General features: G+C 52.3%; 23 protein-coding genes. 17 read left to right on the top strand and 6 right to left on the bottom strand.

What is annotated here, in order from left to right:
• The first annotated feature begins 15 nt into the window (after positions 1 to 15).
• The 5 genes from DY231_RS12505 (at position 16) to DY231_RS12485 (ending at position 4,645) form a co-directional block, all read left to right on the top strand.
• On the top strand, positions 16 to 729 hold the full coding sequence (locus tag DY231_RS12505; RefSeq protein WP_115628695.1) for a glutamine amidotransferase: 714 nt from the start codon (positions 16 to 18) through the stop codon (positions 727 to 729).
• 172 nt (positions 730 to 901) lie between these two features.
• Positions 902 to 2,500 (top strand): ABC transporter substrate-binding protein, encoded by a 1,599-nt coding sequence (locus DY231_RS12500; RefSeq protein ID WP_115628693.1) that lies wholly within the window; start codon positions 902 to 904, stop codon positions 2,498 to 2,500.
• Positions 2,501 to 2,653: 153 nt separating this feature from the next.
• Positions 2,654 to 3,409 (top strand): alpha/beta fold hydrolase, encoded by a 756-nt coding sequence (locus tag DY231_RS12495; protein ID WP_115628691.1) that lies wholly within the window; start codon positions 2,654 to 2,656, stop codon positions 3,407 to 3,409.
• Between the two features lie 99 nt (positions 3,410 to 3,508).
• Entirely contained in the window at positions 3,509 to 4,381 is an 873-nt protein-coding gene (locus DY231_RS12490; protein ID WP_115628689.1) for an aldo/keto reductase family oxidoreductase, read from the top strand.
• Positions 4,382 to 4,411: 30 nt separating this feature from the next.
• Complete coding sequence (locus tag DY231_RS12485) at positions 4,412 to 4,645, top strand: DUF2526 family protein (RefSeq protein ID WP_115628687.1); 234 nt, start codon at positions 4,412 to 4,414, stop codon at positions 4,643 to 4,645.
• A gap of 68 nt (positions 4,646 to 4,713) precedes the next feature.
• On the opposite strand, the gene dtpB is transcribed toward DY231_RS12485, so the two are convergent.
• The gene (gene dtpB / locus DY231_RS12480; RefSeq protein ID WP_115628686.1) at positions 4,714 to 6,192 is read right to left on the bottom strand and encodes a dipeptide/tripeptide permease DtpB; all 1,479 of its coding nucleotides are present in this window, start codon (positions 6,190 to 6,192) and stop codon (positions 4,714 to 4,716) included.
• Between the two features lie 477 nt (positions 6,193 to 6,669).
• Here dtpB and atzF point away from each other — a divergent pair, with 477 nt between their 5' ends.
• From atzF to urtE, 8 genes are all read left to right on the top strand, one after another.
• Entirely contained in the window at positions 6,670 to 8,466 is a 1,797-nt protein-coding gene (gene atzF / locus DY231_RS12475; RefSeq protein WP_115628684.1) for an allophanate hydrolase, read from the top strand.
• Between the two features lie 10 nt (positions 8,467 to 8,476).
• Complete coding sequence (uca, locus tag DY231_RS12470) at positions 8,477 to 12,097, top strand: urea carboxylase (RefSeq protein ID WP_115628682.1); 3,621 nt, start codon at positions 8,477 to 8,479, stop codon at positions 12,095 to 12,097.
• Complete coding sequence (locus DY231_RS12465) at positions 12,094 to 12,774, top strand: GntR family transcriptional regulator (protein ID WP_115628680.1); 681 nt, start codon at positions 12,094 to 12,096, stop codon at positions 12,772 to 12,774. Before uca ends, DY231_RS12465 begins: the two co-directional genes overlap by 4 nt.
• Positions 12,775 to 12,794: 20 nt before the next feature.
• Positions 12,795 to 14,066: an urea ABC transporter substrate-binding protein gene (urtA, locus tag DY231_RS12460; RefSeq protein ID WP_034495292.1), complete on the top strand. Its 1,272-nt coding sequence runs from the start codon at positions 12,795 to 12,797 to the stop codon at positions 14,064 to 14,066.
• 101 nt (positions 14,067 to 14,167) lie between these two features.
• Positions 14,168 to 15,658, top strand: a complete 1,491-nt coding sequence (urtB, locus tag DY231_RS12455; RefSeq protein ID WP_115628678.1) for an urea ABC transporter permease subunit UrtB — start codon at positions 14,168 to 14,170, stop codon at positions 15,656 to 15,658.
• Positions 15,658 to 16,731 (top strand): urea ABC transporter permease subunit UrtC, encoded by a 1,074-nt coding sequence (urtC, locus tag DY231_RS12450; RefSeq protein ID WP_115628676.1) that lies wholly within the window; start codon positions 15,658 to 15,660, stop codon positions 16,729 to 16,731. Before urtB ends, urtC begins: the two co-directional genes overlap by 1 nt.
• On the top strand, positions 16,731 to 17,528 hold the full coding sequence (urtD, locus tag DY231_RS12445) for an urea ABC transporter ATP-binding protein UrtD (protein ID WP_115628674.1): 798 nt from the start codon (positions 16,731 to 16,733) through the stop codon (positions 17,526 to 17,528). The genes urtC and urtD overlap by 1 nt, the downstream gene beginning before the upstream one ends.
• A gap of 95 nt (positions 17,529 to 17,623) precedes the next feature.
• Positions 17,624 to 18,322 (top strand): urea ABC transporter ATP-binding subunit UrtE, encoded by a 699-nt coding sequence (gene urtE, locus DY231_RS12440; protein ID WP_115628672.1) that lies wholly within the window; start codon positions 17,624 to 17,626, stop codon positions 18,320 to 18,322.
• On the opposite strand, the gene DY231_RS12435 is transcribed toward urtE, so the two are convergent.
• A complete protein-coding gene (locus tag DY231_RS12435) occupies positions 18,319 to 19,194 on the bottom strand; it encodes a LysR family transcriptional regulator (RefSeq protein ID WP_256682664.1) in 876 nt (291 codons plus the stop codon). The two genes, urtE and DY231_RS12435, sit on opposite strands and share 4 nt — an antisense overlap.
• A gap of 108 nt (positions 19,195 to 19,302) precedes the next feature.
• Here DY231_RS12435 and DY231_RS12430 point away from each other — a divergent pair, with 108 nt between their 5' ends.
• From DY231_RS12430 to DY231_RS12415, 3 genes are all read left to right on the top strand, one after another.
• The gene (locus tag DY231_RS12430; protein ID WP_115628668.1) at positions 19,303 to 19,806 is read left to right on the top strand and encodes a phenolic acid decarboxylase; all 504 of its coding nucleotides are present in this window, start codon (positions 19,303 to 19,305) and stop codon (positions 19,804 to 19,806) included.
• Positions 19,807 to 20,013: 207 nt separating this feature from the next.
• Positions 20,014 to 20,838 (top strand): hypothetical protein, encoded by an 825-nt coding sequence (locus tag DY231_RS12425; protein WP_115628666.1) that lies wholly within the window; start codon positions 20,014 to 20,016, stop codon positions 20,836 to 20,838.
• Positions 20,839 to 21,362: 524 nt separating this feature from the next.
• Entirely contained in the window at positions 21,363 to 22,529 is a 1,167-nt protein-coding gene (locus tag DY231_RS12415) for a GNAT family N-acetyltransferase (RefSeq protein ID WP_218568341.1), read from the top strand.
• Between the two features lie 73 nt (positions 22,530 to 22,602).
• Here the strand turns inward: DY231_RS12415 and ydeE are convergent, their stop codons facing one another.
• Positions 22,603 to 23,805 carry an efflux MFS transporter YdeE gene (gene ydeE / locus DY231_RS12410; RefSeq protein WP_115628660.1) on the bottom strand — a complete coding sequence of 401 codons (1,203 nt, stop codon included), beginning with the start codon at positions 23,803 to 23,805 and terminating at the stop codon, positions 22,603 to 22,605.
• Between the two features lie 187 nt (positions 23,806 to 23,992).
• Between ydeE and eamA the strand changes: the two genes are divergently transcribed.
• Positions 23,993 to 24,886 carry an O-acetylserine/cysteine exporter gene (gene eamA / locus DY231_RS12405; RefSeq protein WP_115628658.1) on the top strand — a complete coding sequence of 298 codons (894 nt, stop codon included), beginning with the start codon at positions 23,993 to 23,995 and terminating at the stop codon, positions 24,884 to 24,886.
• Positions 24,887 to 24,931: 45 nt separating this feature from the next.
• Here the strand turns inward: eamA and marB are convergent, their stop codons facing one another.
• Genes marB through marR form a run of 3 tightly spaced genes read right to left on the bottom strand, consistent with a single transcriptional unit; the run spans position 24,932 to position 26,023 of the window.
• Positions 24,932 to 25,141, bottom strand: a complete 210-nt coding sequence (gene marB, locus DY231_RS12400; protein WP_115628656.1) for a multiple antibiotic resistance regulatory protein MarB — start codon at positions 25,139 to 25,141, stop codon at positions 24,932 to 24,934.
• A gap of 52 nt (positions 25,142 to 25,193) precedes the next feature.
• A complete protein-coding gene (marA, locus tag DY231_RS12395) occupies positions 25,194 to 25,568 on the bottom strand; it encodes an MDR efflux pump AcrAB transcriptional activator MarA (protein WP_034495308.1) in 375 nt (124 codons plus the stop codon).
• 20 nt (positions 25,569 to 25,588) lie between these two features.
• Positions 25,589 to 26,023 (bottom strand): multiple antibiotic resistance transcriptional regulator MarR, encoded by a 435-nt coding sequence (gene marR / locus DY231_RS12390; protein WP_034495310.1) that lies wholly within the window; start codon positions 26,021 to 26,023, stop codon positions 25,589 to 25,591.
• Positions 26,024 to 26,069: the final 46 nt, after the last annotated feature.

Here is a 26,069-nt window from a genome sequence, read left to right as displayed (position 1 = left end):
CGGAGCGTTTAATCAATGTCAGAAAAATTGCCGTTATTACTGGTTCAGATGGGCCATCCACCGCTGGATATTCGTCAAGCCGTCGGCGAGCAGCCGCAGTGGTTTCACGCCGCATTAGGTGATGTTGGCCCGGTGACTGTGGTGTGTCCGTTTGAAGGTGAAGCACTTCCCGCTGTTGGCTCGTTTAGCGGCGCGGTGATTACCGGTTCATGGGCGATGGTGACGGACCATGAAGAGTGGAGCGAACGCACCGCCGATTGGGCGCGCGCAGTTATTGAGGCGGGCGTGCCGGTTTTGGGTGTGTGTTATGGGCACCAGTTAATGGCTTACGCACTCGGAGGCTCGGTGGATTACCATCCACAGGGTAGCGAAGTGGGGCAAATTGCCGTCACGCTGAATGACGCCGCCCAGCACGACCCGCTACTTAGCGGCCTGCCAAATTCGTTCGATACCTTTTTAAGCCACGAACAAAGCGTGCTCGCGCTGCCAAAAGGTGCGGTGGTATTGGGCGCATCCAGCCATGACCCGCATCAGATAGTTCGTTACTCGCCAACCGCATTCTCGGTGCAATTCCACCCGGAATTTAGCGCCCCGGTGATGAATAAAATCATCACCAGCCGCAGCGAAAGAGTGGCGATGAAAGGTAAAGACCGCGACGCACTTTTGGCAAAAGTCAGCGACACGCCTGAATCCAGAGCGATATTGCAGCGGTTTGTTGCGTTATTGTAATAATAAATGGCGGTAGATCGTGCTGTCTCTGACGGAAAACTACACAAATCTTCCTGTTATTGAATAACGTGAGAGCCTTTTGTTATTTGTCGGAATGGATGGGCTATGGTGTTATTGAAACGCAAAAAATCACACCACGCTCCATTTTGGCAAGTATACAAAAGGCAAAAATATGTCGACAGGGAAAACACTTCTCGCGCTGCTGCTCACCAGTTTATTACCCGCAACCGCTGCATTCGCTGCCGCGAATAACACACTGGTGTACTGCTCCGAAGCCTCTCCAGAATCATTCAACCCACAAATCGCCAGCTCCGGCCCGACCTTTGTCGCCAGCTCGCAAACCCTCTATAACCGCCTGGTGGAATTTCGCCCAAGCGATAACCTGCCGGTGCCGTCACTGGCGACCGAGTGGAAAATCAGCCCGGATGGTAAAACCTACACGTTCACACTGCGTAAAGGCGTGAAGTTCAATAGCAATAAAGAGTTTAAACCGACGCGCGATTTCAATGCCGACGATGTCGTTTTCTCGGTCATGCGCCAGAAAGACCCGAAACACCCGTACCACAATGTGTCGCAGGGTAATTACGAATACTTCCATGATGTCGGGCTGGATAAGCTGATCACCGAAGTTAAAAAACTCGATGATAACCACGTTCAGTTCACGTTAAGTGAGCCAAATGCGGCGTTCCTCGCAGACTGGGGCATGGATTTTACGTCGATACTGTCGGCTGAATATGCTGACGCAATGCTCAAAGCCGGTACGCCAGAAAAAGTAGATACCGCGCCAATTGGCACCGGGCCTTACGCACTCCAGGAGTACAAAGTGGATTCGTTGATTCGCTATGTGGCGAACCCGAATTACTGGAATGGCGAAGTGCCAACCAAACACCTGATCTTCTCTATCACGCCAAATGTGCAGACGCGTATGGCGAAATTGCAGAAGAATGAATGCCAGATTATCCCGGCTCCCGCCCCGGTGCAGTTCGAGGCGATCAAAGCCAATAAAGATCTCCAGTTGCATGCCATCGATGGCCTGAATGTTGGTTATCTGGCCTTTAACACCACTAAAAAACCGTTCGATAACGTGCTGGTGCGCCAGGCGCTAAATTACGCGGTGGATAAACAAGCCATAATTAATGCGGTATTTATGGGGTCAGGAACGGTAGCAAAATCACCGATTCCGCCAACGATGTTGGGTTTTGATAAAGACCTGAAAGACCGCAGCTACGATCCTGAAAAAGCCAAAGCGCTGCTCAAACAAGCGGGGCTGGAAAAGGGCTTTGACACCGACCTATGGTCAATGCCGGTGCAGCGACCTTATAACCCAAATTCACGTCGTGTTGCCGAGATGATTCAGGCGGACTGGGCGAAGGTTGGAGTAAACGCGAAGATTGTCACGTTCGAGTGGGGCGAATATCTTGCTGGCATGCGTAAAGGCGAACATTCCTCAGCGCTGTTTGGCTGGATGAGTGACAACGGCGACCCGGATAACTTTGCTGATACATTGCTCGGCTGCGGCAGTATTGAAAGTGGCTCTAACGCCGCCCGCTGGTGCGACAAGCAATACGATGCTCTGACACAGAAAGCGAAACTGACCAGCGATCCGGCAGCTCGCGCCAAACTCTACGAGCAGGCACAGGAAGTGTTCTACGAGCAAGCACCGTGGGTCCCGCTGGCGAACGGCAAAACTTTCTACGCCACTCGCAGCAATGTGACGGGTTACACCGTCAGCCTGAACGGCAGTGATTTCTCAAAAGCGAAATTGAACTGATAAGCTTTTTTGTAGGTCGGACTAGCGTAGCGATCTCCGACAATATTGGCATTAATGGTGGATGACGCCTTCGGCTTATCCCCCCTACAAAACACTTCAGGTGGGTGGATTAGCGTTAGCGACATCCACCGTTAAAAAGACAGGAATAACGACATGGAGACATTTTTTTCAACGACCGCAAATTGCCGCGTCCGCTGGCTGGACTTGCCCGGTAGCGGCACGCCGCTGGTGTTTGTTCACGGCCTGGGATGTGCGTCATCTTATGAATATCCGCGAGTGGTTGCAGATAAGAACTTTTCCGGCAGAAGGGCGATTCTTATCGATCTTCCCGGTTACGGATACAGCGAAAAACCCCGCGATTTCAGTTATTCAATTAAAGAACAGGCGCAAGTGGTGGCTGAACTTATTGGTCATCTGAAACTGGATAAATATTTTCTCTATGGTCATAGCATGGGCGGCAGTATCTGTATTGAAGCAGCAGAATTATTGACGGCAAATTTATCCGGGCTGATCGTTTCAGAGCCTAATTTCCATGCGGGCGGCGGCTTTTTTAGCCAACAGATTTGCAGCGTAACGGAATCGAATTATGTCTCAGAGCGACATAGTTCATTGATTAATGATGAAAATGGTCCATGGTCGGGAAGTCTAGCGGCAGCGGCCCCTTGGGCTGTATGGCGCGGAGCAGAAAGTTTGATCAAGGGTAATCATTGGTTAACGATTTTCGCGCAACTGGAAAAACCGCGTTCGCTGATCTTTGGTGAGCAATCGCTGCCCGACAGTAATTTCACCCAAGTTCAAAACTGGGGCATCAACACATCGGTATTAGCCGAATGCGGGCATTGCATGTCATGGGAAAATCCAGCGGCATTAGCCGGAGCGTTAGATTCATTCTGTAAACAGCACGAATGATTAAGTTGGACATCTTTCGGTCTGATGTGCGCGACTATACTTCTTTCTCCAGTGCGACCTTCACGCATCTCCTGGCAACCTTCTGAAAAGCGAGAAAATATGTCTTCTATAGAAAAATCAGGCACGTACATGCTCGGTGATCGCACCGTATTCAGAATGGGTTATGGTGCTATGCAGCTGGCAGGCCCTGGCGTGTTTGGTCCGCCGCGCAATCATGAAGCCGCGCTGGCGGTGCTACGTGCATCGGTTGAAGCCGGTGTGAATCATATCGACACCAGCGATTTTTATGGCCCGCATGTCACCAATAAATTGATTCACGAAGCGCTTGCGCCGTATCCGGATGACCTGGTTATTGTGACTAAAATCGGTGCGCGGCGGGGGGAAGACGGGTCATGGCTGCCCGCTTTTTCTGCCGCCGAACTGACTCAGGCGGTGCACGATAACTTACGCAATCTCGGGCGCGAACAGCTCGACGTGGTGAATTTGCGCCTGATGTTTGATATGAGCAATCCCGCGGAAGGTTCACTCGAAGAGCCGCTTTCCGTGCTGGCCGAATTACAGCAACAAGGCTTAGTGCGCCATATTGGGTTAAGCAACGTCACGCCAACCCAGGTTGCGCAAGGCCGCAGCATTTGCCCGATTGTTTGCGTGCAAAATCTCTACAACCTGGCGAATCGTCGTGACGACCAGATGATTGACGACCTTGCCCGTGACGGAATCGCCTACGTGCCATTTTTCCCGCTGGGCGGCTTCACCCCATTGCAATCCTCCATTTTGAGCGACGTCGCACAGCGCCTCGATGTGACGCCAATGCAGCTTGCGCTGGCCTGGTTATTGCGACGCTCACCGAACATTTTGTTGATCCCTGGGACTTCGTCGGTGAGTCATCTGCATGAAAACCTTGCCGTGGCGCAGATAACATTATCAGGCGAGGTTATGGATGAGCTTGAGAAAATCACCGGGGAGTCATAAGGTATACCCTCAAAATTTAAGGAGATAGTTATGGCTCACCTGGAAGATGTTATTGCCCGCGTAGACGCGGCGGTGGCGGAGAATGTCATTGAGCATATGAATGAGTTGCTGATTGAACTGAGCGACGATGCTGAGTTAACCCGCGAAGATCGTTACGCGCAGCAGCAGCGTTTACGTAACGCCATCGCGCAGAAGGGACATCATCACAAAGCAGAAGTGGAACAGCGCCGTGAAGATTTAACCAAAGGCGGCACCATTATTTAAGTTTCAGAAGGTGTTATCACGAACCGCCTTCGTTGAAGGCGGCGTGAAAAGAAACGAAGGTGAAGAAGTTAAGCGGTTTTCACTTCCGGTTGCATATTCATCATACGGTTTAGCCACGGCACCATTGCGGCCATAATCAGCGCGATAACAAAGGTCGTGATGCCAATTTTGCTGAACACGCCGGTATAAATCGGCAATGTTTGCAGCGGATCGTTAAGGGATTCCGGCACTGCCGTGAAGGTGGCAACGTAACCACCGAGCAGGAAGGCCGCGGCCTGAGTCAGGAACCACATCCCGAGAATAAAGCCCATCATATATTGCGGCACCAGTGCGGCGACCATCGCTAAACCTAACGCGCTGATCATTAGCTCGCCCAGGCTCTGGAACAAATACACCAGCACGATAAACCACGGGGAAGTCAGCCCTTGTGCGTCAGCAAACCACATGCCAGCAGCGGCGGCGGTTAAAAAGCCTAACGAGCACAGGAACATGCCGAGAGTGAATTTGGCAGGCATCGTCAGATCTTTGCCTTTAGCACCAAAACGGGTATACAGCGTGGCCAGAATGGGGCTGGCAACCACCACCCAGAATGGGTTCAAAGCCTGGAAACTGACGGGGTTGATAGTAAAACCGAGAATTTCATGGCGCACGTTATTGATTGCAAAGAAGTTCAGCGACGTTGGCATCTGGGCATACAGAATGTAAAACAGCACCGCTTCAATCATCAGCACAAAGGCGACATACATGCGGTTGCGATCGCTTTTGTTTTGTTTCGCGGCCTCGCGGAAGAAGAGGAAAATCACGATGATGGACAGCACAATTAACACGATATTCGCTACTTTCACGTTATGCATCAGCCACGCACAAACGTAAATCATCACCACGGTTCCCGCTAAAACCAGCAGTAAATTTTTGTAGCTCATCGGCTTGCTATCGGGTTCCGAGCCGATGTCACGCACCATGCCACGACAGCAGAAATAAACCAGCAATGCGAAGACTAAGCCAATGCCGCACAGGTTGTAGGTGACGGCGTAGCCATATTTGTTGGCAATGACGGGCGCGAGTGACAAAGACAGCAAAGAACCGATGTTAATAGACATGTAAAACAGGGTGAATGCGCCGTCCAGCCGAGGATCTTTTGGCGGGTAGCATTTTGAAAGCAGACTGGCTGGATTGGCTTTGAATAGCCCGTTGCCCACCGCGATGGTGCCCAGGGCAATAAAGATCATATCAGGATTATGCAGCGACAAACCGGTCATAAAGTAGCCCAGCGCCAGGACCACGGCACCCAGAACCATCGTGCGTTTTGTGCCTAATAAATGATCGCCGACATAGCCGCCGATGGAGATCAGCCCGTAAACCAGAGCGGCAAAGGCACCAAAGGTCACAAAGGCCTGTTCCTGTGAAAAACCGAGCTCTTTAACGAAAAATACGGCCAGAATACCTTGCACGCCGTAGTATCCAAAACGCTCCCATAACTCAACAAAAAAAATCATAAAAAACGGTTTAGGTTGCTGCAATAAACCGGTAGGGGCGGGCTTAGTCATGTTCGTTTGCCTTTAGACATTTTAAGGAAGTATAGGCGGCTATTGGCGCTATACCTAAGTTCGATCTGTGATGGAATCGTATTCTATTTTTCTGCGTCTACATGTGGTGTTAATGCCGCATTTATGACGTTGATTAGGTTATTGTATGGTTAACTTGCTTTCCTGGTGGTTGATCACACTATCAAATCATGGGCGTGACATTTTTTATGTCTGTACGGGAATTTTCGTAGGTCGGATAAGCGCAAGCGTCATCCGACACACGCTTGCCGATTTATAAAAGAATATAAGAAAATAATATGACAGTGTTTATTTGCACCTTTCTGGATAAATAATTTAAATCCTCGCTCTATAAGAGTGCGAAAAAAGAATAAAGCGCGCCTTATTATATTCAAATCTGTTGATTATCAGCGTTATAAATACCTGGCACGTTTAATGCTTTATTGATTCCATCTTGTATACCAGATGGGATTCCAGTTTATGTCTGTAGCAACTTTGTCTGAATGGGTCGCGAGTTACCGCCAGCACCCGCAACAACTAGTGGCGGCATATCAGCAATTAAATGCGAATTTATCCCGTGATGATAATGCGTGGATATATCTCGCCACGCAGGATGAAATCTATGCGCAATTAACCACAATTTTTCAGGAAATTAATTCTGGTGAAAAGCAGGCAGCAGACTTTCCATTATTAGGCGTTCCTTTTGCGGCGAAAGATAATATTAATGTCGCCGGAATGCCCACCAGCGCGGCGTGCCCGGCATTTACTTACACCCCTGAAAAAGATGCGACTGTGATAGCCCGCCTGAAAGCGGCGGGGGCCATTGTGGTAGGCAAAACAAATCTCGACCAATTCGCGACCGGGCTTGTCGGCACCCGCTCACCGTTTGGTGCAGTCAAAAATACCTTCAACCCTGAATATGTAAGCGGCGGCTCAAGTTCCGGTTCTGCATCGGTGGTCGCGCGCGGCCTGGTCTGCTTCTCATTGGGTACCGATACCGCGGGTTCCGGGCGCGTACCGGCGGGCTTCAATAATATCGTGGGCCTGAAACCGACAAAAGGCTGGATTTCCACCGCAGGCGTGGTGCCCGCTTGCCGCCTGAATGACTGTGTTTCGGTGTTCGCGTTAACGGTTGAAGATGCCGAAACCGTGGCTTCCATTGCGGGTGGCGTCGATCCGCAAGATCCGTACACACGCGCTAATCCGCAAACGGCTCCGGCGCGTTTTAATGAAAAACCTCGTTTTGCCATTCCCGACCAGCTTGAGTTTTTTGGCGACAAATATAGCGAGGCGGCGTTTGCCAAAACGTTGCAACGCCTGGAGCAGCAGGGTGCAGAACTTATTCCGATCGATTTCACCGCCTTTAACCAGTTAGCCGAACAGCTGTATTACGGCGCATGGGTGGCGGAGCGGACCGTTGCGATAGGCGAAATTTTCAAAAATCAGCCTGAAGCGATGGACCCCACCGTGCGCAGCATTGTGGCCAACGGCCTGAACTACACGGCTTGCGATGCCTGGCAGGCGGAATACACCCGCGCGGAACTGGCGCAAAAAATCAACGCGCAACTGAGCGAGTTTGATGCGCTGGTGGTGCCAACGTCGCCGACCATCCATACCCTCGCTGAAATGGCGCAGGAACCGGTGCGATACAACTCGCAATTTGGCACCTACACCAACTTCACCAATCTGGCCGACCTCTGCGCGCTGGCGCTGCCGGGAGATTTCCGTGAAGACGGTTTGCCTGCGGGTATCACGATTATCGCCCCCGCATGGCACGACCAGGCTTTAAGCCACTTCGGGAAAAGCTGGCAACAGGCGCTGAACCTGCCGCTGGGTGCCACTGAAAAAACGCTTCCTGCGACCCTTGCCGCAAAAATCTCTGCAAACCACGTTCGCGTTGCCGTGGTCGGCGCTCATCTGCGCGGAATGCCGCTCAACCACCAGCTCACCACCCGTCATGCGGTGTTTATCGAAGAATCCCGCACTGCGGCCAATTATCGCCTTTATGCGCTGGCCAATACTCAGCCGCCAAAACCCGGTCTTGCCAAAAACTCCTCCGGGCAGCCGATTGCCGTCGAGCTATGGGATATCCCGCTGGCCCGTTTTGGCGAATTTGTGGCGGAAATCCCCGCGCCGCTGGGGATCGGCACTTTGACTCTGGAAGACGGCAGGAGCGTGAAAGGGTTTATTTGCGAACCCTCAGCACTACACGACGCCACGGATATTACCGCGTGGGGCGGCTGGAAAGCCTGGCTTGCCCGTCACCACAGCGCCTGAGGAGATGAAAATGTTTAGCTCAGTATTGATAGCAAACCGCGGTGAAATTGCTGTTCGCGCCATTAAAACACTTAAGAAAATGGGTATCGCCAGCGTGGCGGTGTACTCCGAACCCGATGCCAATGCACAGCATGTGATGGACGCCGATGTGGCGATTGCACTGGGTGGCGAAAAAGCAGCGGACAGTTACCTCGATATCGGGAAAATCATCGCGGCAGCCAAACAAAGCGGCGCACAGGCGATATTCCCTGGCTACGGTTTTTTGTCCGAACGGGCTGAATTTGCCCAGGCGTGCGCCGAAAACGGCCTTGTTTTTATCGGTCCCACCGCGGAACAAATCCGTGACTTTGGGCTGAAACATTGCGCTCGTGACCTGGCGTTTAAAGCCGATGTGCCGATGACGCCAGGAACCGGTTTGCTGTTAACCCTCCAGGAAGCGCAACTGGCAGCGGCTGAAATTGGCTATCCGGTGATGCTAAAAACCACGGCGGGCGGCGGCGGGATTGGGCTGACTCGCTGTGATGATGAAGCGAATCTGATAGAAGCCTGGTCAAGCGTGAAACGCATGGGTCAGCAGTTTTTCAGCGACGATGGCGTGTTTATCGAGCGTTTTGTCGACCGTGCGCGTCATCTTGAAGTGCAAATTTTTGGCGATGGCAAAGGCAAAGTGGTGGCGCTGGGCGAGCGTGACTGTTCATTGCAACGCCGCAATCAGAAAGTGGTGGAAGAAACCCCCGCGCCGAATCTGCCGCAAGCCACGCGTGAAGCGATTCACGCCGCAGCCGTTGCACTCGGCGAATCGGTTAATTACCGCAGCGCAGGCACCGTGGAATTTATCTACGACGCCGCCCGCGATGCGTTCTATTTCCTCGAAGTGAACACCCGTTTGCAGGTCGAGCACCCGGTGACTGAAATGGTCACGGGTCTGGATCTTATCGAATGCATGATTAATGTGGCCGCGGGCGTCACGCTCGACTGGCAGCGTTTAGCACAGCCACCCAAAGGTGCCGCCATTGAAGTGCGAATTTATGCCGAAGACGTGCTGAAAAACTTCCAGCCAAGCCCTGGCGTGTTGACCGACGTTTTCTTCCCGGAAGATGTTCGCGTCGATGGTTGGGTCAGCACCGGCAGCGAGGTGAGCGCGTTCTACGATCCGATGATCGCCAAAGTGATCGTGTATGGCGACGATCGCCAGCAGGCGTTAAGTAAACTGAACACCGCGTTGGCCGCCACGCGTTTACACGGTATTGCGACTAATCTCGATTACCTGCGCCAAATCGTCCAACTGGCTGAATTTAAAGCCGGAATGATGTGGACGCGCCTGCTGGATTGCGTGGTTTATCAGGCTCACGCCATTGAAGTGCTGGAACCCGGCACCTGGAGTAGCGTGCAGGATAGCCCTGGTCGCCTCGGTTATTGGGATATCGGCGTGCCGCCGTCCGGCCCGATGGACGATTTTGCGTTTCGCCTCGCAAATCGCATTGTCGGCAACCATCCGTCAGCCGCCGGGCTGGAATTTACTCTGCAAGGGCCAACCCTGCGTTTCCACAGCGCTGCGACCATTGCTTTAACCGGCGCTGATTGCCCGGCCACGCTTGATGATGAAGCGGTTCCTTACTGGCAGCCGGTAATTGTGAAAGCGGGGCAAACGCTAAAACTGGGGCGTGCGACTTCAGGCTGCCGCACCTATCTGGCGGTGCGTAACGGTATTGATGTGCCGGTGTATCTCGGGAGCCGTTCGACGTTTGCCCTCGGGCAGTTTGGCGGACACGCCGGGCGCACTTTGCGCGTGGCGGATGTGCTGGCGATTTCCCAGCCGTGCTTGCCAGCCTGCACCACGCCTGCACCGATTTCACTGCCGCAAACGCCGGAACCGGCGGTTATTCCGCAGTACAGCGATGTGTGGGAAATCGGCGTGTTGTACGGGCCACACGGCGCGCCGGATTTCTTCACGCCGGAATCGATGCAAACGTTTTTTGAGTCCGAGTGGCAGGTTCACTACAACTCCAACCGCCTCGGCGTGCGGTTAGTTGGCCCGAAACCGGAGTGGACGCGGGCTGACGGTGGCGAAGCGGGCCTGCATCCTTCCAATGTTCATGACTGCGAATATGCGATTGGCGCGGTGAACTTTACCGGAGATTTCCCGGTGATTTTGACGCGTGACGGCCCAAGCCTCGGCGGGTTTGTTTGCCCGGTGACTATCGCGAAAGCGGAGCTGTGGAAAGTCGGGCAGGTGAAGCCGGGCGATCGTATTCGCTTCCATGCGATCACCTTTGAACACGCTCAGTCGCTGGAAATCGCCCAGGACGTGGCGGTGACTAATTTGCTGCATGTGCTCAATCTGCCAGATTTGCACCCGTCGATTACACCGACTACCACGTCGAGTGCGGCAATCCTCGCAGAACTGGACGCACAACAAGGGTTGCCTGCGGTGGTTTACCGCCAGGCGGGCGATAACTATGTGCTGATTGAATACGGCGACAACGTGCTGGATTTGGCATTGCGCCTGCGAATTTACCTGCTGATGAAAGCCATTAAACAGGCTGGCGTTTCCGGTGTTGAAGAGCTTTCCCCCGGCGTGCGTTCACTTCAGGTGCGTTATGACAGCCAGCATATTTCCCAGTCGCAACTGCTGACGTTACTGCTCGGGCTGGAGAAACAGCTCGGCGATGTCACGAAACTCAAAATCCCGTCGCGCATTGTCCATTTGCCGATGGCTTTTGAAGACAGCGCCACGCTTGCGGCGGTGGAACGTTACAAAGAAACCGTGCGCGCCGATGCGCCGTGGCTGCCCAACAACGTTGATTTTATTCAGCGCACCAATGGGTTGGCGCACCGCGACGAAGTGAAACAGATCCTGTTTGATGCCAGCTACCTGATTCTCGGCCTGGGGGATGTCTATCTCGGCGCACCTTGCGCTGTGCCGTTAGATCCGCGCCATCGCTTACTTAGCTCGAAATACAACCCGGCCCGTACCTGGACTGCCGAGGGCACTGTCGGTATTGGCGGCATGTATATGTGCATCTACGGCATGGATTCGCCGGGCGGATACCAACTGGTCGGGCGCACGCTGCCCATCTGGAACAAATTCCTCAAAAACGAACAATTTGGCGACGAGCCGTGGCTGCTGAAGTTCTTCGACCAGGTGCGTTTCTACCCGGTTTCTGAAGACGAGTTGACTGAATTGCGCAGCGCATTCCGCGAAGGACGCGCCCAGGTTCGCGTCGAAGACGTTGATTTTGATTTCGCCGCTTATAACGCGTTTTTGAACGATAACGCCGATGACATTACGGATTTCCGCCGCCGCCAGCAGTTGGCCTTTAAGCGGGAGGTGGCGAACTGGAAAGAGCAGGAAACGGCCGCCGTTGCCAGCGCGATGTCCGTGGAACAAGCGGTGGAAGACTCTCAAGAAGGTCAGTTAGTGAGCGCGGATCTGAATGGCAATATCTGGAAGATCCTCGTCGAACCAGGCCAGAGCGTGAAGCAGGGCGATCCGTTGATTGTGGTGGAAGCCATGAAGATGGAACTGATGGTGAGTGCACCATGCGATGGAACGGTTATCCGCATCAGTTGCCAGCAGGGCCGCCCGGTGGGACCGGGTGATGCGTTGTTGTGGCTGGAGGCGGTGTGAATAAGAAACCCGAGGGCGTTGCCGAGCGTATCTACCGCTTACTGAAACAGGAAATCTTCGATTTCCAGCTTCTGCCGGGCGATCGCTTTAGCGAAAACGATATCGCGCTACGCATGGCTGCCAGCCGAACTCCGGTGCGTCAGGCGTTGTATGCCCTTGAACAAGAAGGATATGTCGAGGTGCAGCCGCGCAGCGGTTGGCAGATAAAAGCGGTGGACTTCGACTATCTCGAGTCGCTCTACGATCTGCGCATTGTGCTGGAGCTTGAGGCGGTGAAACGGCTGTGTGCGTTACCCGCCGAAGTGCGCCCGCTACCGTTACAGGCGCTCAAGCAGTTCTGGATGGATTCCGCACAGCTACCCGATGGCGGGGAAGTCGCCAGCCACGACGAGGTTTTCCACATGACGCTGGTAGAAGCGGCGGGAAACCCGGAAATGGCGCGAGTTCACCGGGAAATTACTGAAAAAATTCGCATTGTGCGGCGGCTGGATTTTACCCAACGGCCTCGCGTTAGTGCGACTTATCTCGAGCATGGGCAGATTTTGCTCGCCATTTTGAACCGTCAACTTCAGGAGGCGCAAACCCGCTTACACGACCATATAGCCGCAAGTCAGAAAGAGGTTCGTCAAATTACTCTCCATATGCTTCATCAGGCGAAGCATGGGGTTTTACCTTAATACTTTTGGAGTGAAACATTATGCAGCGTCGCACCTTTATTAAAGCCTTTGCGCTCTCAGCGTCCGTTATCAGCATGGGTTTGGCCTTTAGCGCTCAGGCCGCCGACACCATCAAAGTGGGCATCATGCATTCGCTTTCCGGCACGATGGCGATTTCTGAAACGCCGCTCAAAGATGTGGCGCTGATGACCATCGCGGACATCAACGCCAAAGGCGGCGTACTGGGCAAACAACTCGAACCGGTGGTGGTTGATCCAGCCTCAAACTGGCCGTTGTTCGCTGAAAAAGCCCGCCAGTTACTGAGCCAGGACAAAGCGGCAGTGGTGTTCGGCTGTTGGACATCGGTCTCACGTAAGTCGGTGTTGCCAGTGTTTGAAGAGCTGAACGGATTGCTGTTCTACCCGGTGCAGTATGAAGGCGAAGAGATGTCGCCAAACGTGTTCTATACCGGTGCGGCACCGAATCAGCAGGCGATTCCGGCGGTGGAATACCTGATGAGCGAGGACGGCGGGGCGGCGAAACGCTACTTCCTGCTGGGCACGGATTACGTTTATCCGCGCACCACCAACAAAATCCTGCGCGCGTTCCTGCATTCCAAAGGCGTGCAGGATAAAGACATCGAAGAGGTGTATACGCCGTTTGGTTACAGCGATTACCAGACCATTGTTTCCAATATCAAGAAGTTCTCCGCAGGCGGCAAAACCGCCGTTATCTCCACCATTAATGGTGACTCCAACGTGCCGTTCTACAAAGAACTGGCAAACCAGGGCCTGAAAGCGACCGATGTTCCGGTGGTGGCGTTCTCGGTCGGCGAAGAAGAGTTGCGCGGTATCGACACCAAACCGTTAGTGGGCAATCTGGCGGCGTGGAACTACTTCGAGTCCGTGGATAACCCGACCAACAAAGCGTTTGTCGCCGAATGGAAAGCGTATGCCAAAGCCCACAAACTGCCGAATGCCGACACGGTTGTGACCAACGACCCGATGGAAGCGACGTACGTCGGTATCCATATGTGGGCGCAGGCGGTTGAGAAAGCGGGGACTACAGATGTGGACAAAGTTCGCGCGGCAATGGCGGGGCAAACCTACAAGGCACCGTCTGGCTTTACGCTCACCATGGACGCCACCAACCACCATCTGCATAAGCCGGTGATGATTGGTGAAATCGAAGGGAACGGCCAGTTCAACGTGGTGTGGCAGACCGATGCTCCGGTACGCGCCCAGCCGTGGAGTCCGTTCATTACCGGCAACGATAAGAAATCTGACGAGCCTGTGAAAATGGCGAGTAACTAAAGCAAAAACAGTGTCGGGTGACGCTAACGCTTACCCGACCTACAAAAGCCTTTGTAGGGTGGATAAGCGCAGCGTCATCCACCATAAATCCAGGAGCCATCATGAAACTATTTCGCTGCCTGTTAATCGTAACCTGGCTGCTGCCGTGTTTCGCTCATGCCGGAGATGCTGAGGATTTTGCCGCGGCGAACCGCGCGCAACAGGCGAAAATGCTGCAAACCTGGGCGGCGGCACCGGACGCAAGACGTTTACCGTTACTCAACGCTCTGGTGCAAGAAAATCTGGTCATTAACGATAAAAAAGTGCGCCTGACTAACCGCTTACGCATTCTTGCGGGCAGCGCGCTCGCCAGTCATCGCCTGATAAGTGACAACGTCACTGAGCGTTTGCAAGCGGCAAAAGCGCTGCAACGCGACGTACAGCCTGATTTGCTGCCGCTTGTGCAACAACGGCTAAAAGCTGAACCTGATGAAAATGTCCGCCATGCGCTTGAAGGCGTACTGGCACAACTGCAACTCGCCAGCACCGACGCAAAAGTGCGTCTGAACGCGGTGGAGTTACTCAGCCATTCCTCGGACCCTGATACCCAGGCGTTGCTCAAACCGCTTACCGATCCGCAAATCGAATCTAACGAGCCAGTGCGCAAAGCCGCAGCGGAAGGCCTGCAAAAAATTCAGCATCGTTTAATGCTGGGCGACATTCTCGGCCAGGCGTTTATGGGGTTGTCGCTGGGGTCCATTTTGCTGTTAGCGGCACTCGGGCTGGCGATTACCTACGGTTTGCTCGGCGTGATTAATATGGCACATGGCGAAATGCTGATGCTCGGCGCGTATTCCGCCTGGCTGGTGCAGAGCGCTTTCCAGCACTACGCCCCGGCATTGCTGACGTTTTACCCGATAGTAGCGCTGCCCGTGGCGTTTGCCATTACTGCCGGAATCGGCATGGCGCTGGAGCGTACGATTATTCGTCATCTGTATGGTCGCCCGCTCGAAACGCTGCTGGCGACCTGGGGCATCAGCCTGATGCTGATTCAAATTGTGCGTATGGTGTTTGGCGCACAAAACATGGAAGTCGCTAACCCGGCCTGGCTGTCGGGTGGCGTGCAGGTGTTGCCGAACCTGATTCTGCCGTGGAACCGCCTCGTGGTAATCGGTTTTGTGATGCTGGTGCTGCTGTTTACCTGGCTGCTACTGAACAAAACGCGTCTTGGCATGAATGTGCGAGCCGTGACGCAAAACCGCGCCATGGCCGCCTGCTGCGGAGTGCCAACCGGGCGCGTGGATATGCTGGCGTTTGGCCTTGGTTCTGGCATTGCCGGGCTTGGCGGTGTGGCGCTTTCGCAGCTCGGCAACGTCGGCCCGGAATTGGGACAAGGCTACATCATCGACTCCTTCCTGGTGGTGGTGCTCGGCGGGGTTGGGCAACTGGCGGGAACCGTGGCTGCTGCCTTCGGGCTGGGTATCTTTAACAAAATACTGGAGCCGCAAATTGGTGCGGTGCTGGGCAAAATTCTCATCCTTGTGCTGATTATTCTGTTTATTCAAAAACGCCCGCAAGGCCTGTTCGCTCTGAAAGGGAGGGTGATTGACTGATGAGCCAGCCGCTAACATTAACGCTCACCCGCAAAGCGCCGCGCCTCTCTATGGCGCTGGGTTCTCTGATTGTGTTGCTGATGCTGACATTGCCGTTTCTCACGCTGTTGCCAGCCAGCCACCCGCTGAATCTGTCCACTTATACGCTCACATTGGTCGGCAAAATTCTCTGCTACGCGATTGTCGCTGTGGCGCTGGATTTGGTGTGGGGATATGCCGGGCTACTGTCACTCGGGCACGGCATTTTCTTCGCCCTCGGCGGTTACGCGATGGGCATGTATCTGATGCGCCAGGCCGCTGGTGACGGGCTTCCTGCTTTTATGTCGTTTTTATCCTGGGATGAGTTGCCATGGTTCTGGTGGGGCACTGAACATTTTGCCTGGGCATTGGCGCTGATTGTGCTGGTGCCGGGGCTGCTCGCGCTGGTGTTTGGCTTTTTTGCATTCCGCTCAAAAATCAAAGGGGTCTATTTTTCGATTATGACCCAGGCGCTGACCTACGCGGGCATGCTGCTGTTCTTTCGCAATGAAACCGGCTTTGGCGGCAACAATGGTTTTACCGGTTTCACCACGATTTTAGGTATGCCGATCACCGCAACAGGCACACGCATCGGGCTGTTTAGTGCTACCGTTTTGCTCCTGATGGCAAGCCTGGGGATAGGTTTTGCTCTGGCGCGTAGCAAGTTTGGCCGCGTGTTGACGGCGGTGCGTGATGCAGAAAACCGCCTGGTGTTCTGCGGCTATGACCCGAAGGGATTTAAGCTGCTGGTCTGGACGTTATCCGCCGTTTTGTGCGGGCTGGCGGGGGCGCTGTATGTCCCACAGGTGGGGATTATTAACCCTGGAGAAATGTCGCCGACCAATTCCATTGAAGCGGCAATTTGGGTGGCACTCGGTGGGCGCGGCACATTGATCGGCCCGATCCTGGGTGCTGGCCTGGTGAACGGTGCAAAAAGCTATTTCACCATGGCGGTGCCGGAATACTGGCAACTGTTCCTCGGCCTGATTTTCATCGTTGTGACGCTGTTTTTACCGCGTGGCGTGATTGGCCTGCTGCGTAAAGGAGAGAAATAATGCAACCCGGCGAACCGCTCTTTACCCGTCAGCATGAGGCTGATCGCTTCCGCGACCAGACCGACCCGGTGCTGATGCTGGAGAATATCAATGTCAGTTTTGACGGTTTCAAAGCGCTGGCTGACTTGTCGCTCAATATTGGCGTGGGCGAGTTGCGCTGCGTGATTGGCCCAAATGGAGCCGGGAAAACCACGCTAATGGATGTGATTACCGGGAAAACTAAACCGCAAAGCGGCAGGGCGTTTTACGATCAATCCACCGATTTAATGCGTTTAGAACCTGCGGATATTGCCAAATGCGGCATTGGTCGCAAATTCCAGAAACCGACGGTGTTTGAAGCGCTGACGGTGTTTGAGAACCTGGAAATTGCCCAGAAAGCCGATAAATCAGTCTGGGCGAGCTTGCGGGCAAAACTCAATTCTGAACAGCGTGACCGCATCGACGAAATGCTGGCGACTTTGCGCCTCGGCGCGGAACGAAATCGTCAAGCGGGGTTGCTTTCACACGGGCAAAAGCAGTTTCTTGAAATCGGCATGTTGCTGGTGCAGGAACCTCATTTGCTGCTGCTCGATGAACCCGCCGCAGGTATGACGGATGCGGAAACGGAATACACCGCCGAGCTGTTTCGCGGGCTGGCGGGGAAGCATTCGCTGATGGTGGTGGAACACGATATGGGATTTGTCGAAACCATTGCCGACCACGTGACGGTGTTGCACCAGGGGCAAGTGCTGGCGGAAGGTTCGCTGCGTGAAGTGCAGGCAAATGAACAGGTGATTGAGGTTTATTTGGGGCGCTAAATTCATGGTGGAGGACGCTTCGCTTTTCCACCCTACGAAACCGTGTATGTAGGTCGGATAAGCGAAGCGTCATCCGACAATTGCGGAGGAGAACGATGCTACAAGTCAACGATCTAAACCAATTCTACGGCGGCAGCCATATTCTGCGTGGTGTCTCCTTTGAAGCCAAAATCGGCGAAGTCACCTGCCTGCTGGGGCGCAACGGCGTGGGCAAAAGCACGCTGCTCAAATGCCTGATGGGGCTGATCCCGGCGAAATCGGGCAGCGTAAACTGGCAGCAGAACAACATCACCACGCGTAAACCGCATCAGCGCGTGCAAGCGGGGATTGCCTACGTGCCGCAAGGGCGGGAGATTTTCCCGCGCCTGACGGTGGAAGAAAATCTGCTGATGGGCCTTTCGCGGTTTAGCGGGCGCGAGGCTAAACAGGTGTCGGAAGAGATTTATCAGCTTTTCCCGGTACTAAAAGAGATGAAACAGCGTCGCGGAGGGGATCTTTCCGGCGGGCAACAACAGCAACTGGCGATTGGTCGCGCCCTGGCCTGCAAGCCGCAACTCTTAATTCTGGATGAACCGACCGAAGGTATTCAGCCTTCGGTGATTAAGGAGATCGGTCAGGTTATTAGTCGCCTCGCCGCAAAAGGCGACATGGCCATTTTGCTGGTCGAACAGTTTTATGATTTTGCCGCTGAACTTGCCGACAATTATTTAGTGATGTCGCGCGGGGCCATTATTCAGCGTGGCGCGGGTGCGGATATGGAGACCAATGGGGTCAGGGGCCTGGTGGCGATTTAGCGCTTTGCTTCGTCGCTTAACAGTGTTTTGAGTAACTCAATCTCCTTGTCCACCACGTCCTCATTCACCAGAAGGAATAGCTGCGTGGTGCGTCGGGAGCCTTGCACGAGTGGCAAAGGCACCAACTCACCGGATGTGATTAACGGCTGGACTTGCGCCTCGGGCAGCCATCCATATCCCACGCAGTGAGCAACGGCCTCAGTGGCGGCTTCAATGGTAGTAAAAGTCCAGCTTTCTGCGGAGCTAAACGGGCGGTTATGGATTTGCTGCTGAGTGCGGTCAACAATTTCAATTAATGGATAGCGTGCTAAATCATCGCGACCGAGCGGTGCGGGAAGTTGCAGCAAGGGGTGTTCCCGATGAGCAACCGCGACAAAGGTGATGCCCATCAGCGCGTTCCCGCTCGTTGCCATATCGTCTGGCTGCGTGACTAAATAGACATCTGCTTCGCGTTTCTTTAAATCAGACAGGCGTTCACTGCGCAGCACTTCGGTGAGATGCACCTGCGTCATGGGATATGCCTGCTGAAAGCGGCGCAGGGCGTTAAAAAGGGATGATTTAGGGAAAATGCTATCCACGACTAAATCTAACCGCGCACGTTCACCACGCTTGAGTGCAGCGGCGCGATTTTCTAATGTCATAAAACCCTGAAGTAAAGGTTGAGCCTGGGCTAATAGCTGTTGACCTTGCGGCGTGAGTTCGGCCTTACGCCCGACAATCGTCAGCAATGGTACGCCGAGGCGCTCTTGCATCAAGGTTAGCTGATAACTGAGCGAGGACTGACTCCGGTTAAACTCTTCTGCCGCCCGCGCAAAACTCCCGCAATCCACAACCGCCTGTAATAGTTGCCACTGTTCTAGTGTGGTTTTCATGACGATAAAATCCATCTAATTTTTAAATGTAATCATCCTGATATTAGCGTTATTCATCGAATTAGCACGTGTTTATACTCAGTTCATCAAATGAAATGGAGACAGAGAATGAGCAACTTCGATAAACATGATTTGAGCGATTTTGTGGGTAAACACCTTGTCTATACCTATGACAACGGCTGGAATTACGAAATCTACGTTAAGAATGCCACTACGCTGGATTACCGTATTCATAGTGGGATTGTGGGTAATCGTTGGGTGAAAGACCAGACAGCCCATATCGTACGCGTTGCCAAAGCGGTGTATAAAATTTCCTGGACCGAGCCAACAGGAACTGACGTCAGCCTGATGGTGAATCTGGAAGATAAAATTTTCCATGGGACGATATTCTTCCCGCGCTGGGTCATCAATAACCCGGAAAAAACCGTCTGTTTCCAGAACGAGCACATTGCCGAAATGGAAGCGTATCGTGATGCGGGTCCTGCTTACCCGACCGAAGTGATTGACGAGTTTGCAACCATCACCTTTGTGCGAGATTGCGGTGAAAACAACGAAACCGTAATCAATTGCCCTGCGAGCGACTTGCCTGCCAACTTCCCCAAAAATCTATAACATTGAGGCCGTGCCGCCCGGCACGGTTTTCAAACAAGGATGATTGTGTAAAAGTAACAGCCCTCCCGTTCCTTTTTACCTGGCGGTTTATTCAGTGCAGCACCGACCCGAATTATCGTGGGTTTATAAATTGTATAAATCTCTCCCTGGAGTAATATCATCCCCGTGTTTTTAATGGGACATATATCATCAGGGAGATGATCTATTTTGAAAGAATCAATTCATGTCATAAATGGTAAGAGCTATATTTTTACTACAGAGAATAATAAAACCCATCTAACGTTTAAAGGCGTGCCCCGTCAAGCCTCCGAAAATCATATTGAAAATTGTACTATTCCACATTGCAAAGTCATCACCAGAACGACGGGTGAAGTACTTTTCGCACTGGCCCTTAAGAAAGGGACCGATGAGAGATTTGAAATCCTCACCGCGCAGCAACTCTATGATATCTATGCCTGGCAGTGGTTTGAACCTTTGGCTGATAATTATCATGAGTTGATTTATTTGAGCGATGCACCTGAAACTTATCCAGCTTATAAGCATTTTAGCTGGCAGGATATTGTAGCTTTCGCAGAGGTAGATAGACCGGCATATCAGTACAGACCTAAATCCGATGGGGACTGGAAAGCGAGTCAACAAGGTGGTGCAAATTATTTGATGGTTATAATTGATAACTATCCCTATTGGACTGATGCAATAGGGCAGATTCCTTTCGCGGTAGATACTTATAGGCTATATCATAATATTCCAGATACGGTATCTACTGGTATTACCTGGGGATCAGGAAAATACTATGATCCTGACGATGTTAGTAACTCATATGATAATTATTTTGTACTCAGGGCTGCTCTTTATGCCAGTCAACGTTTCTTGTACGAGCGGATTGATTATGTTCCAGTGATAACTCCCGAAAGTGGGAAGTCCATTCCTGTATACGAATATAAAGAAACGACAAGGGAAGTGACTGCCTCTGAGTTAAAGAAACCAATAACAGAAATGGAGGCTCAATGTTATGCTGCATGGAGAAAATAATGATGTAATCAAATTTGTTTTGAAATTATTCGTGGTGCTATTTTGCTGTTATTTTCTCGCGGTTATACATGATAACGCGGTTGACTTATATAAGTCCTTGTATTTTATCAGAAGTCGAGGTATTGGGCTTGTGTTTGTTAAGATACATATATCATTTATAGTCATGCCATCATTTTTTATATTAATGATTGTACCCTTTAGAGTCGGTATGATTTTGGTTGTTGGAATTATCTGCTTTTTTGTCTACGACAGTGCAGGGTATTATCCCATGAGAACATTGTTAATAATAATCTGTAGCTTGGTTACATGGGGAATTCTCTTTGTTGGAAGATGGCTAATCGACATAAAATTCAGTAATAAAATAGATACGAAATGACTCATCCTATCCAGGTTTCATAGCACAAGTCGCCCTGAATCATGGCCTGCCAAATCACAAAAATTATGGTTCTGTTAGTTATGCCATAACTTGTTTATATTCAGGTAACTTATCGTTATTGCGCCTGTGGAGGCCTGAATTGACTGGCATGACAAACGACTATCAGCAACCTATCGGTAACGCGCTTCCGAACTGGAAACCTTGCCCGCGTCCTGAGCGGGTGATACTGGAAGGGCGCTATTGCCGCCTTGAACCCTTGTCCCACACGCATGCCGCAGATTTATGGGCTGCGTGGAGTACCGCGAAAGATAGTCGCGGCTGGACGTATCTGAGCATCGGGCCATTTATTGGGCAGCAGCAATTTTCTGAGTTTATTGAAACCGCGGCTCAGAGCAACGATCCGCTGCATTATGCGGTAGTCGATAGCAGCGGCAAGGCGGTGGGTACGCTGTCGTTAATGCGTATCGACCCGGCAAATGGCGTGGTGGAAGTTGGGTTCGTGATGTATACCCCGCTGCTGCAACGCACGGTTCAGGCGACCGAAGCCCATTATCTGTTGATGAAATATGCTTTCGAGCTGGGTTATCGTCGCTATGAATGGAAATGTGACAGCCTGAATGGCCCGTCGCGCCATGCGGCAATCCGTCTTGGGTTCCGTTATGAAGGCTTGTTCCGCCAGGCGGTGGTGTATAAACAGCGCACCCGCGACACCGCGTGGTTTTCGATTCTCGACAGCGAATGGCCGCAGATTAAGCTGGCATTTGAAACATGGCTGTCGGCTGAGAATATGCCGGATGGAGTACAGAAGCAGGGTCTGACGCAGATTCGTGAAAGTCTGAAGGACAGTATCCCGGCTAAGAACAGAACCGTGGTGCAGGTCAGGGCGCTTGAAGCCAATGACCGGGCGGCATGGTTGCCGCTGTGGCAGGGTTATCTGACGTTCTACAATTCACAACTTAGTGAAGAGATCACCGATCTGACATGGCAGCGCATGCTTGATGCATCTGAACCCATGTTTGCGCTGGGTGCGTTTGATGATCAGGGGAAAATGCTCGGGTTTACGCATATGATTTATCATCGGGGCACGTGGTCGGCGGAGGATCATTGTTATCTTGAGGATCTGTTTACCGCACCGGAGTCACGCGGCAAAGGCGTTGGACGGGCGTTGATTGAAGGCGTTTATCAACATGCGCAGAGCAAAGGCTGTGGGCGCGTGTACTGGCATACTCATGAAACCAACGCGGCAGGCCAGGCGTTATACGACAAAATGGCGGATAAGCCTGGGTTTATTCAGTACCGTAAATATCTTAAGTAGTTTTGTCGGATGACGCTGCTGTACGGCCTACGATTCGGTTTGTAGAGTGGATAAGCGAAGCGTCATCCACCATTTAGTTCAAAGCCAGCTGCGGTTTCACCGCCATCCCTTTCACAATCATCAGGTAAGACAAACCAATTGCCGCCATCAGCGCCACGAACAACATATAGGGCGGCAACCAGGTCAGAATCAAACCGGTAAAAAGTGGAGTGCACGCGCCGCCTAACCAACCGAGTTGCTGGGCTGAGAAGTAGCTGGCTTTCAATCCTGCGGGGGCGATGTTGTCCACCAGCATGTATTCACCCGGTGCAAAGATTAGCTCGCCGAGGGTAAACACCGCAGCAGAAACGCCCCACAGCAGCAGGTTATCTCCCGAAATCATAAAGCCCGCTAACCCCGCCATAAAGAACAGTGTGCCGTAGCCCATCAGCTTTTTGATATTGTCCGGGCGAATACGTTTGCCGACCATATACTGGAAAACGACCACCACAAACGCATTCACCGGCAGTACAACGCCAACCACTTTTTGCGCCAGATCCGAATCCGAGATAGCAATCGCGTACTGTGATAAGCAGGCGGCGAAAGAGCCAAACACCAGTGAACCGAGGAATGCCGAAAGCGTGAAATACATCAACGCCTTGTCTTTGAGCATCTGCACCGGCGAAAGCCTGACGTTGTTGATTTCCTGCGTTTCGTTCGCCGACACGCTGTGCACATAGCGGCTAATCACGATAAACGGAATGATGGCGGTTAACGCCGATAACCAGAACGGCAGATTAGTGCTGTAAAGCACCGCCAGCGTGCCAATCGGCGGGCCAACCGTCCAGCCGATATTGGCAAAGGTGTAGTTGAGCGAGAAGATTTTCGGCTTCTGATGAATTTCCAGCACATCGGAAAAATAGCCTTTTAACACCGTGGCGAACACCGAGTACGCGCAGTTTATCAGCGAATAAAACACCACCACCAGAACGGCATTATTGACCAATGGGATCGCCACAAATCCGCCGAGGAAAATAATAATCGACAGCAGCATGTACATTTTTTTGTCGAATTTATCGGCCAGAATGCCAAACCACAGGCTAAATACCACGCCTGCCGTCAGGGCGATGGTGAGCGCCATCCCGATTTCATTTAGCGGCATGCCGTACTGCCGGGAAAGATAAATCGTCATAAACGGCAGCGTTAAACCACGTCCCACGGTGAGGAGCAGCGAAGAGAGCAGTAAAACGCTGATGGAGAGTTGCTTGCCAGAAAAGCGTGTCGTCAGGGAAACCATTTTATCGTTTTTTTAGAATGTATTTGTTGGGGGAAGACAAGATTTATCATGAAGGATCAACAAAGTATAGGTTGTGCTTATGTTAATTTTTTCACTGTACCGCCGCTGAAAAGTGCGATCTGTATCTATTCATTATTTGGGTATAGCCTTAGATTTTAACAAAATTGCAATAAAACAGGGGCAGGGTATGACGCGCAAAGATGGGCTGCTGGCGATGCTGGTGGTTGTGGTGTGGGGGCTGAATTTCGTAGTGATTAAAATGGGGCTGCACAATATGCCTCCGCTGTTACTGGCCGGTTTGCGTTTTCTGCTGGTGGCCTTCCCCGCGCTGTTGTTTGTCGCTCGCCCTAAAATTCCTTTTCGCCTGCTGGCCGCGTACGCACTGACTATCAGCTTCGGCCAGTTTGCGTTTCTCTTTAGTGCGATAAAGTTCGGTATGCCTGCCGGGCTTGCGTCACTGGTGCTTCAGGCGCAGGCATTCTTTACGATTATTCTCGGTGCGTGTGTGTTCGGGGAACGCCTGCAAGGCAAGCAACTGGCGGGAATTTCGCTCGCGGTTATCGGCGTGCTGGTTTTGATTGAAGGTAGCCTTGGCGGCCAGCACGTTGCCTTGCTCGGGTTTATGCTGACGCTGGCAGCCGCCTTTAGCTGGGCCTGCGGCAACATATTCAATAAGAAGATTATGCAGCTCGAGAAGCGTCCACCGATTATGTCTTTGGTGGTGTGGAGCGCGCTAATTCCGGTCATCCCGTTTTTTGTCGCCAGTTTGCTGCTCGACGGCGCGGCGCTGATGTGGCAAAGCCTGATTGCGATTGATATGACGACGGTGTTATCGCTGATGTATCTGGCGTTTGTGGCAACGATTGTGGGTTACGGTATTTGGGGTAGCCTGCTTGGGCGCTACGAAACCTGGCGTGTGGCTCCGCTGTCACTGCTTGTTCCGGTGGTGGGAATGGCCAGTGCGGCATGGTTGCTGGATGAAACGCTGTCTGCGACACAACTTGCGGGTGCGGCGTTAATTATGGGTGGGTTGTATATCAACGTATTTGGTTTGCGGATCCGGCGGGCGGTGGTGAGTTAAAACAGAAAGCTGGCGGGCAAAAATGAAGGCCCGCCAAACAGAGAATTAGTTAGCATTTTCCTGGTAGTACGGTGTACCCAGGAATTCTGACTTATCGCCAATCGTGTTGCTGTTCTGTGCGCGGCTTTCAGACGGGGGAATGATCATGCTGCCGTGATTAGCCTGGGTGGTGCTGAAATTACCTGATTGCTCCGCCATAACGTTTGCGGAAGCCAGAATCAGAAGCAGGCTCGCAGCGGAGATAATACGTTTCATAAATCCTCGGTGTCTGGATAACCAGACGGTTGCATAGCGTTTGTTAACTATTTTAATGATTTAGCGGATGAATATACTTTCCTTCGCCACCTGAACATGCAACGCGGAATCTGTGAGGTGGCACAGAGAAGTAATTCTTGAACGTGCGGGTCAGTGTCTGTTGTGACTCAAACCCATAGCGCTCCGCTAAGTACAGAATCGGCTCGTTGCTTTCTTTTAGCTTGAGGGCGATTTCCGTCAGTTTTCGATTACGGATGTATTGGCCTAATGAATGACCGGTCTCTTTTTTAAACATCCTTTGCAGGTGCCACTTCGAGTAACCAGAACGCTGTGAAACCTTCTCAAGGGAGAGGGGGTTTTCCAGGTTCTCTTCAATCCAGTCCAATATGCTTTGTATTGTTATTGAATCATTGTTCCGTCTGGACATCGTTTCACCTCTTTTCAGGTTTACGGTAATACCTTTGTTAACAGTTGATAAAGCGTGTCCACTTCATCAGCGGTCAGATTTTTTATCAGTTCCTGGTGCATGCTTTTCCCCAAAAGGCTGCGGCATTTCTCGCAAAGCGTGGCTCCTTCCGGAGTCAGTCTTATCAGCACACCACGTTTGTCGTTGGGATTCGGTAAACGCGCGACCCATCCTTTGCAAATCAGGCGGTCTAACATGCGGGTTAACGCACCGAGGTCCACAGAAAGCGATTTCTTCAACTCCATCGGGGTAATGCATTCTTCGCGATAGATGGTGCAGAGCACTTTAAATTGGGTCGAGGTGACATCCAGCGGGGAAAGATGCTCGTTGAGCAGGCGCTCCTTGTACTGGTTAACCATGTAGATCAGTTGTCCGAGGGGGATCATTTCGTTGAACAGATCGTTTTTATCTTTCACTATGGTTGCCCAGGCAAGTATATTTAATCACGGCAGATATTATTGC

This window comes from Buttiauxella agrestis (genome assembly GCF_900446255.1).
In the GTDB taxonomy this organism is placed as follows: Bacteria; Pseudomonadota; Gammaproteobacteria; order Enterobacterales; family Enterobacteriaceae; genus Buttiauxella; species Buttiauxella agrestis.
This window is presented reverse-complemented; position numbering and strand designations above follow the sequence as displayed.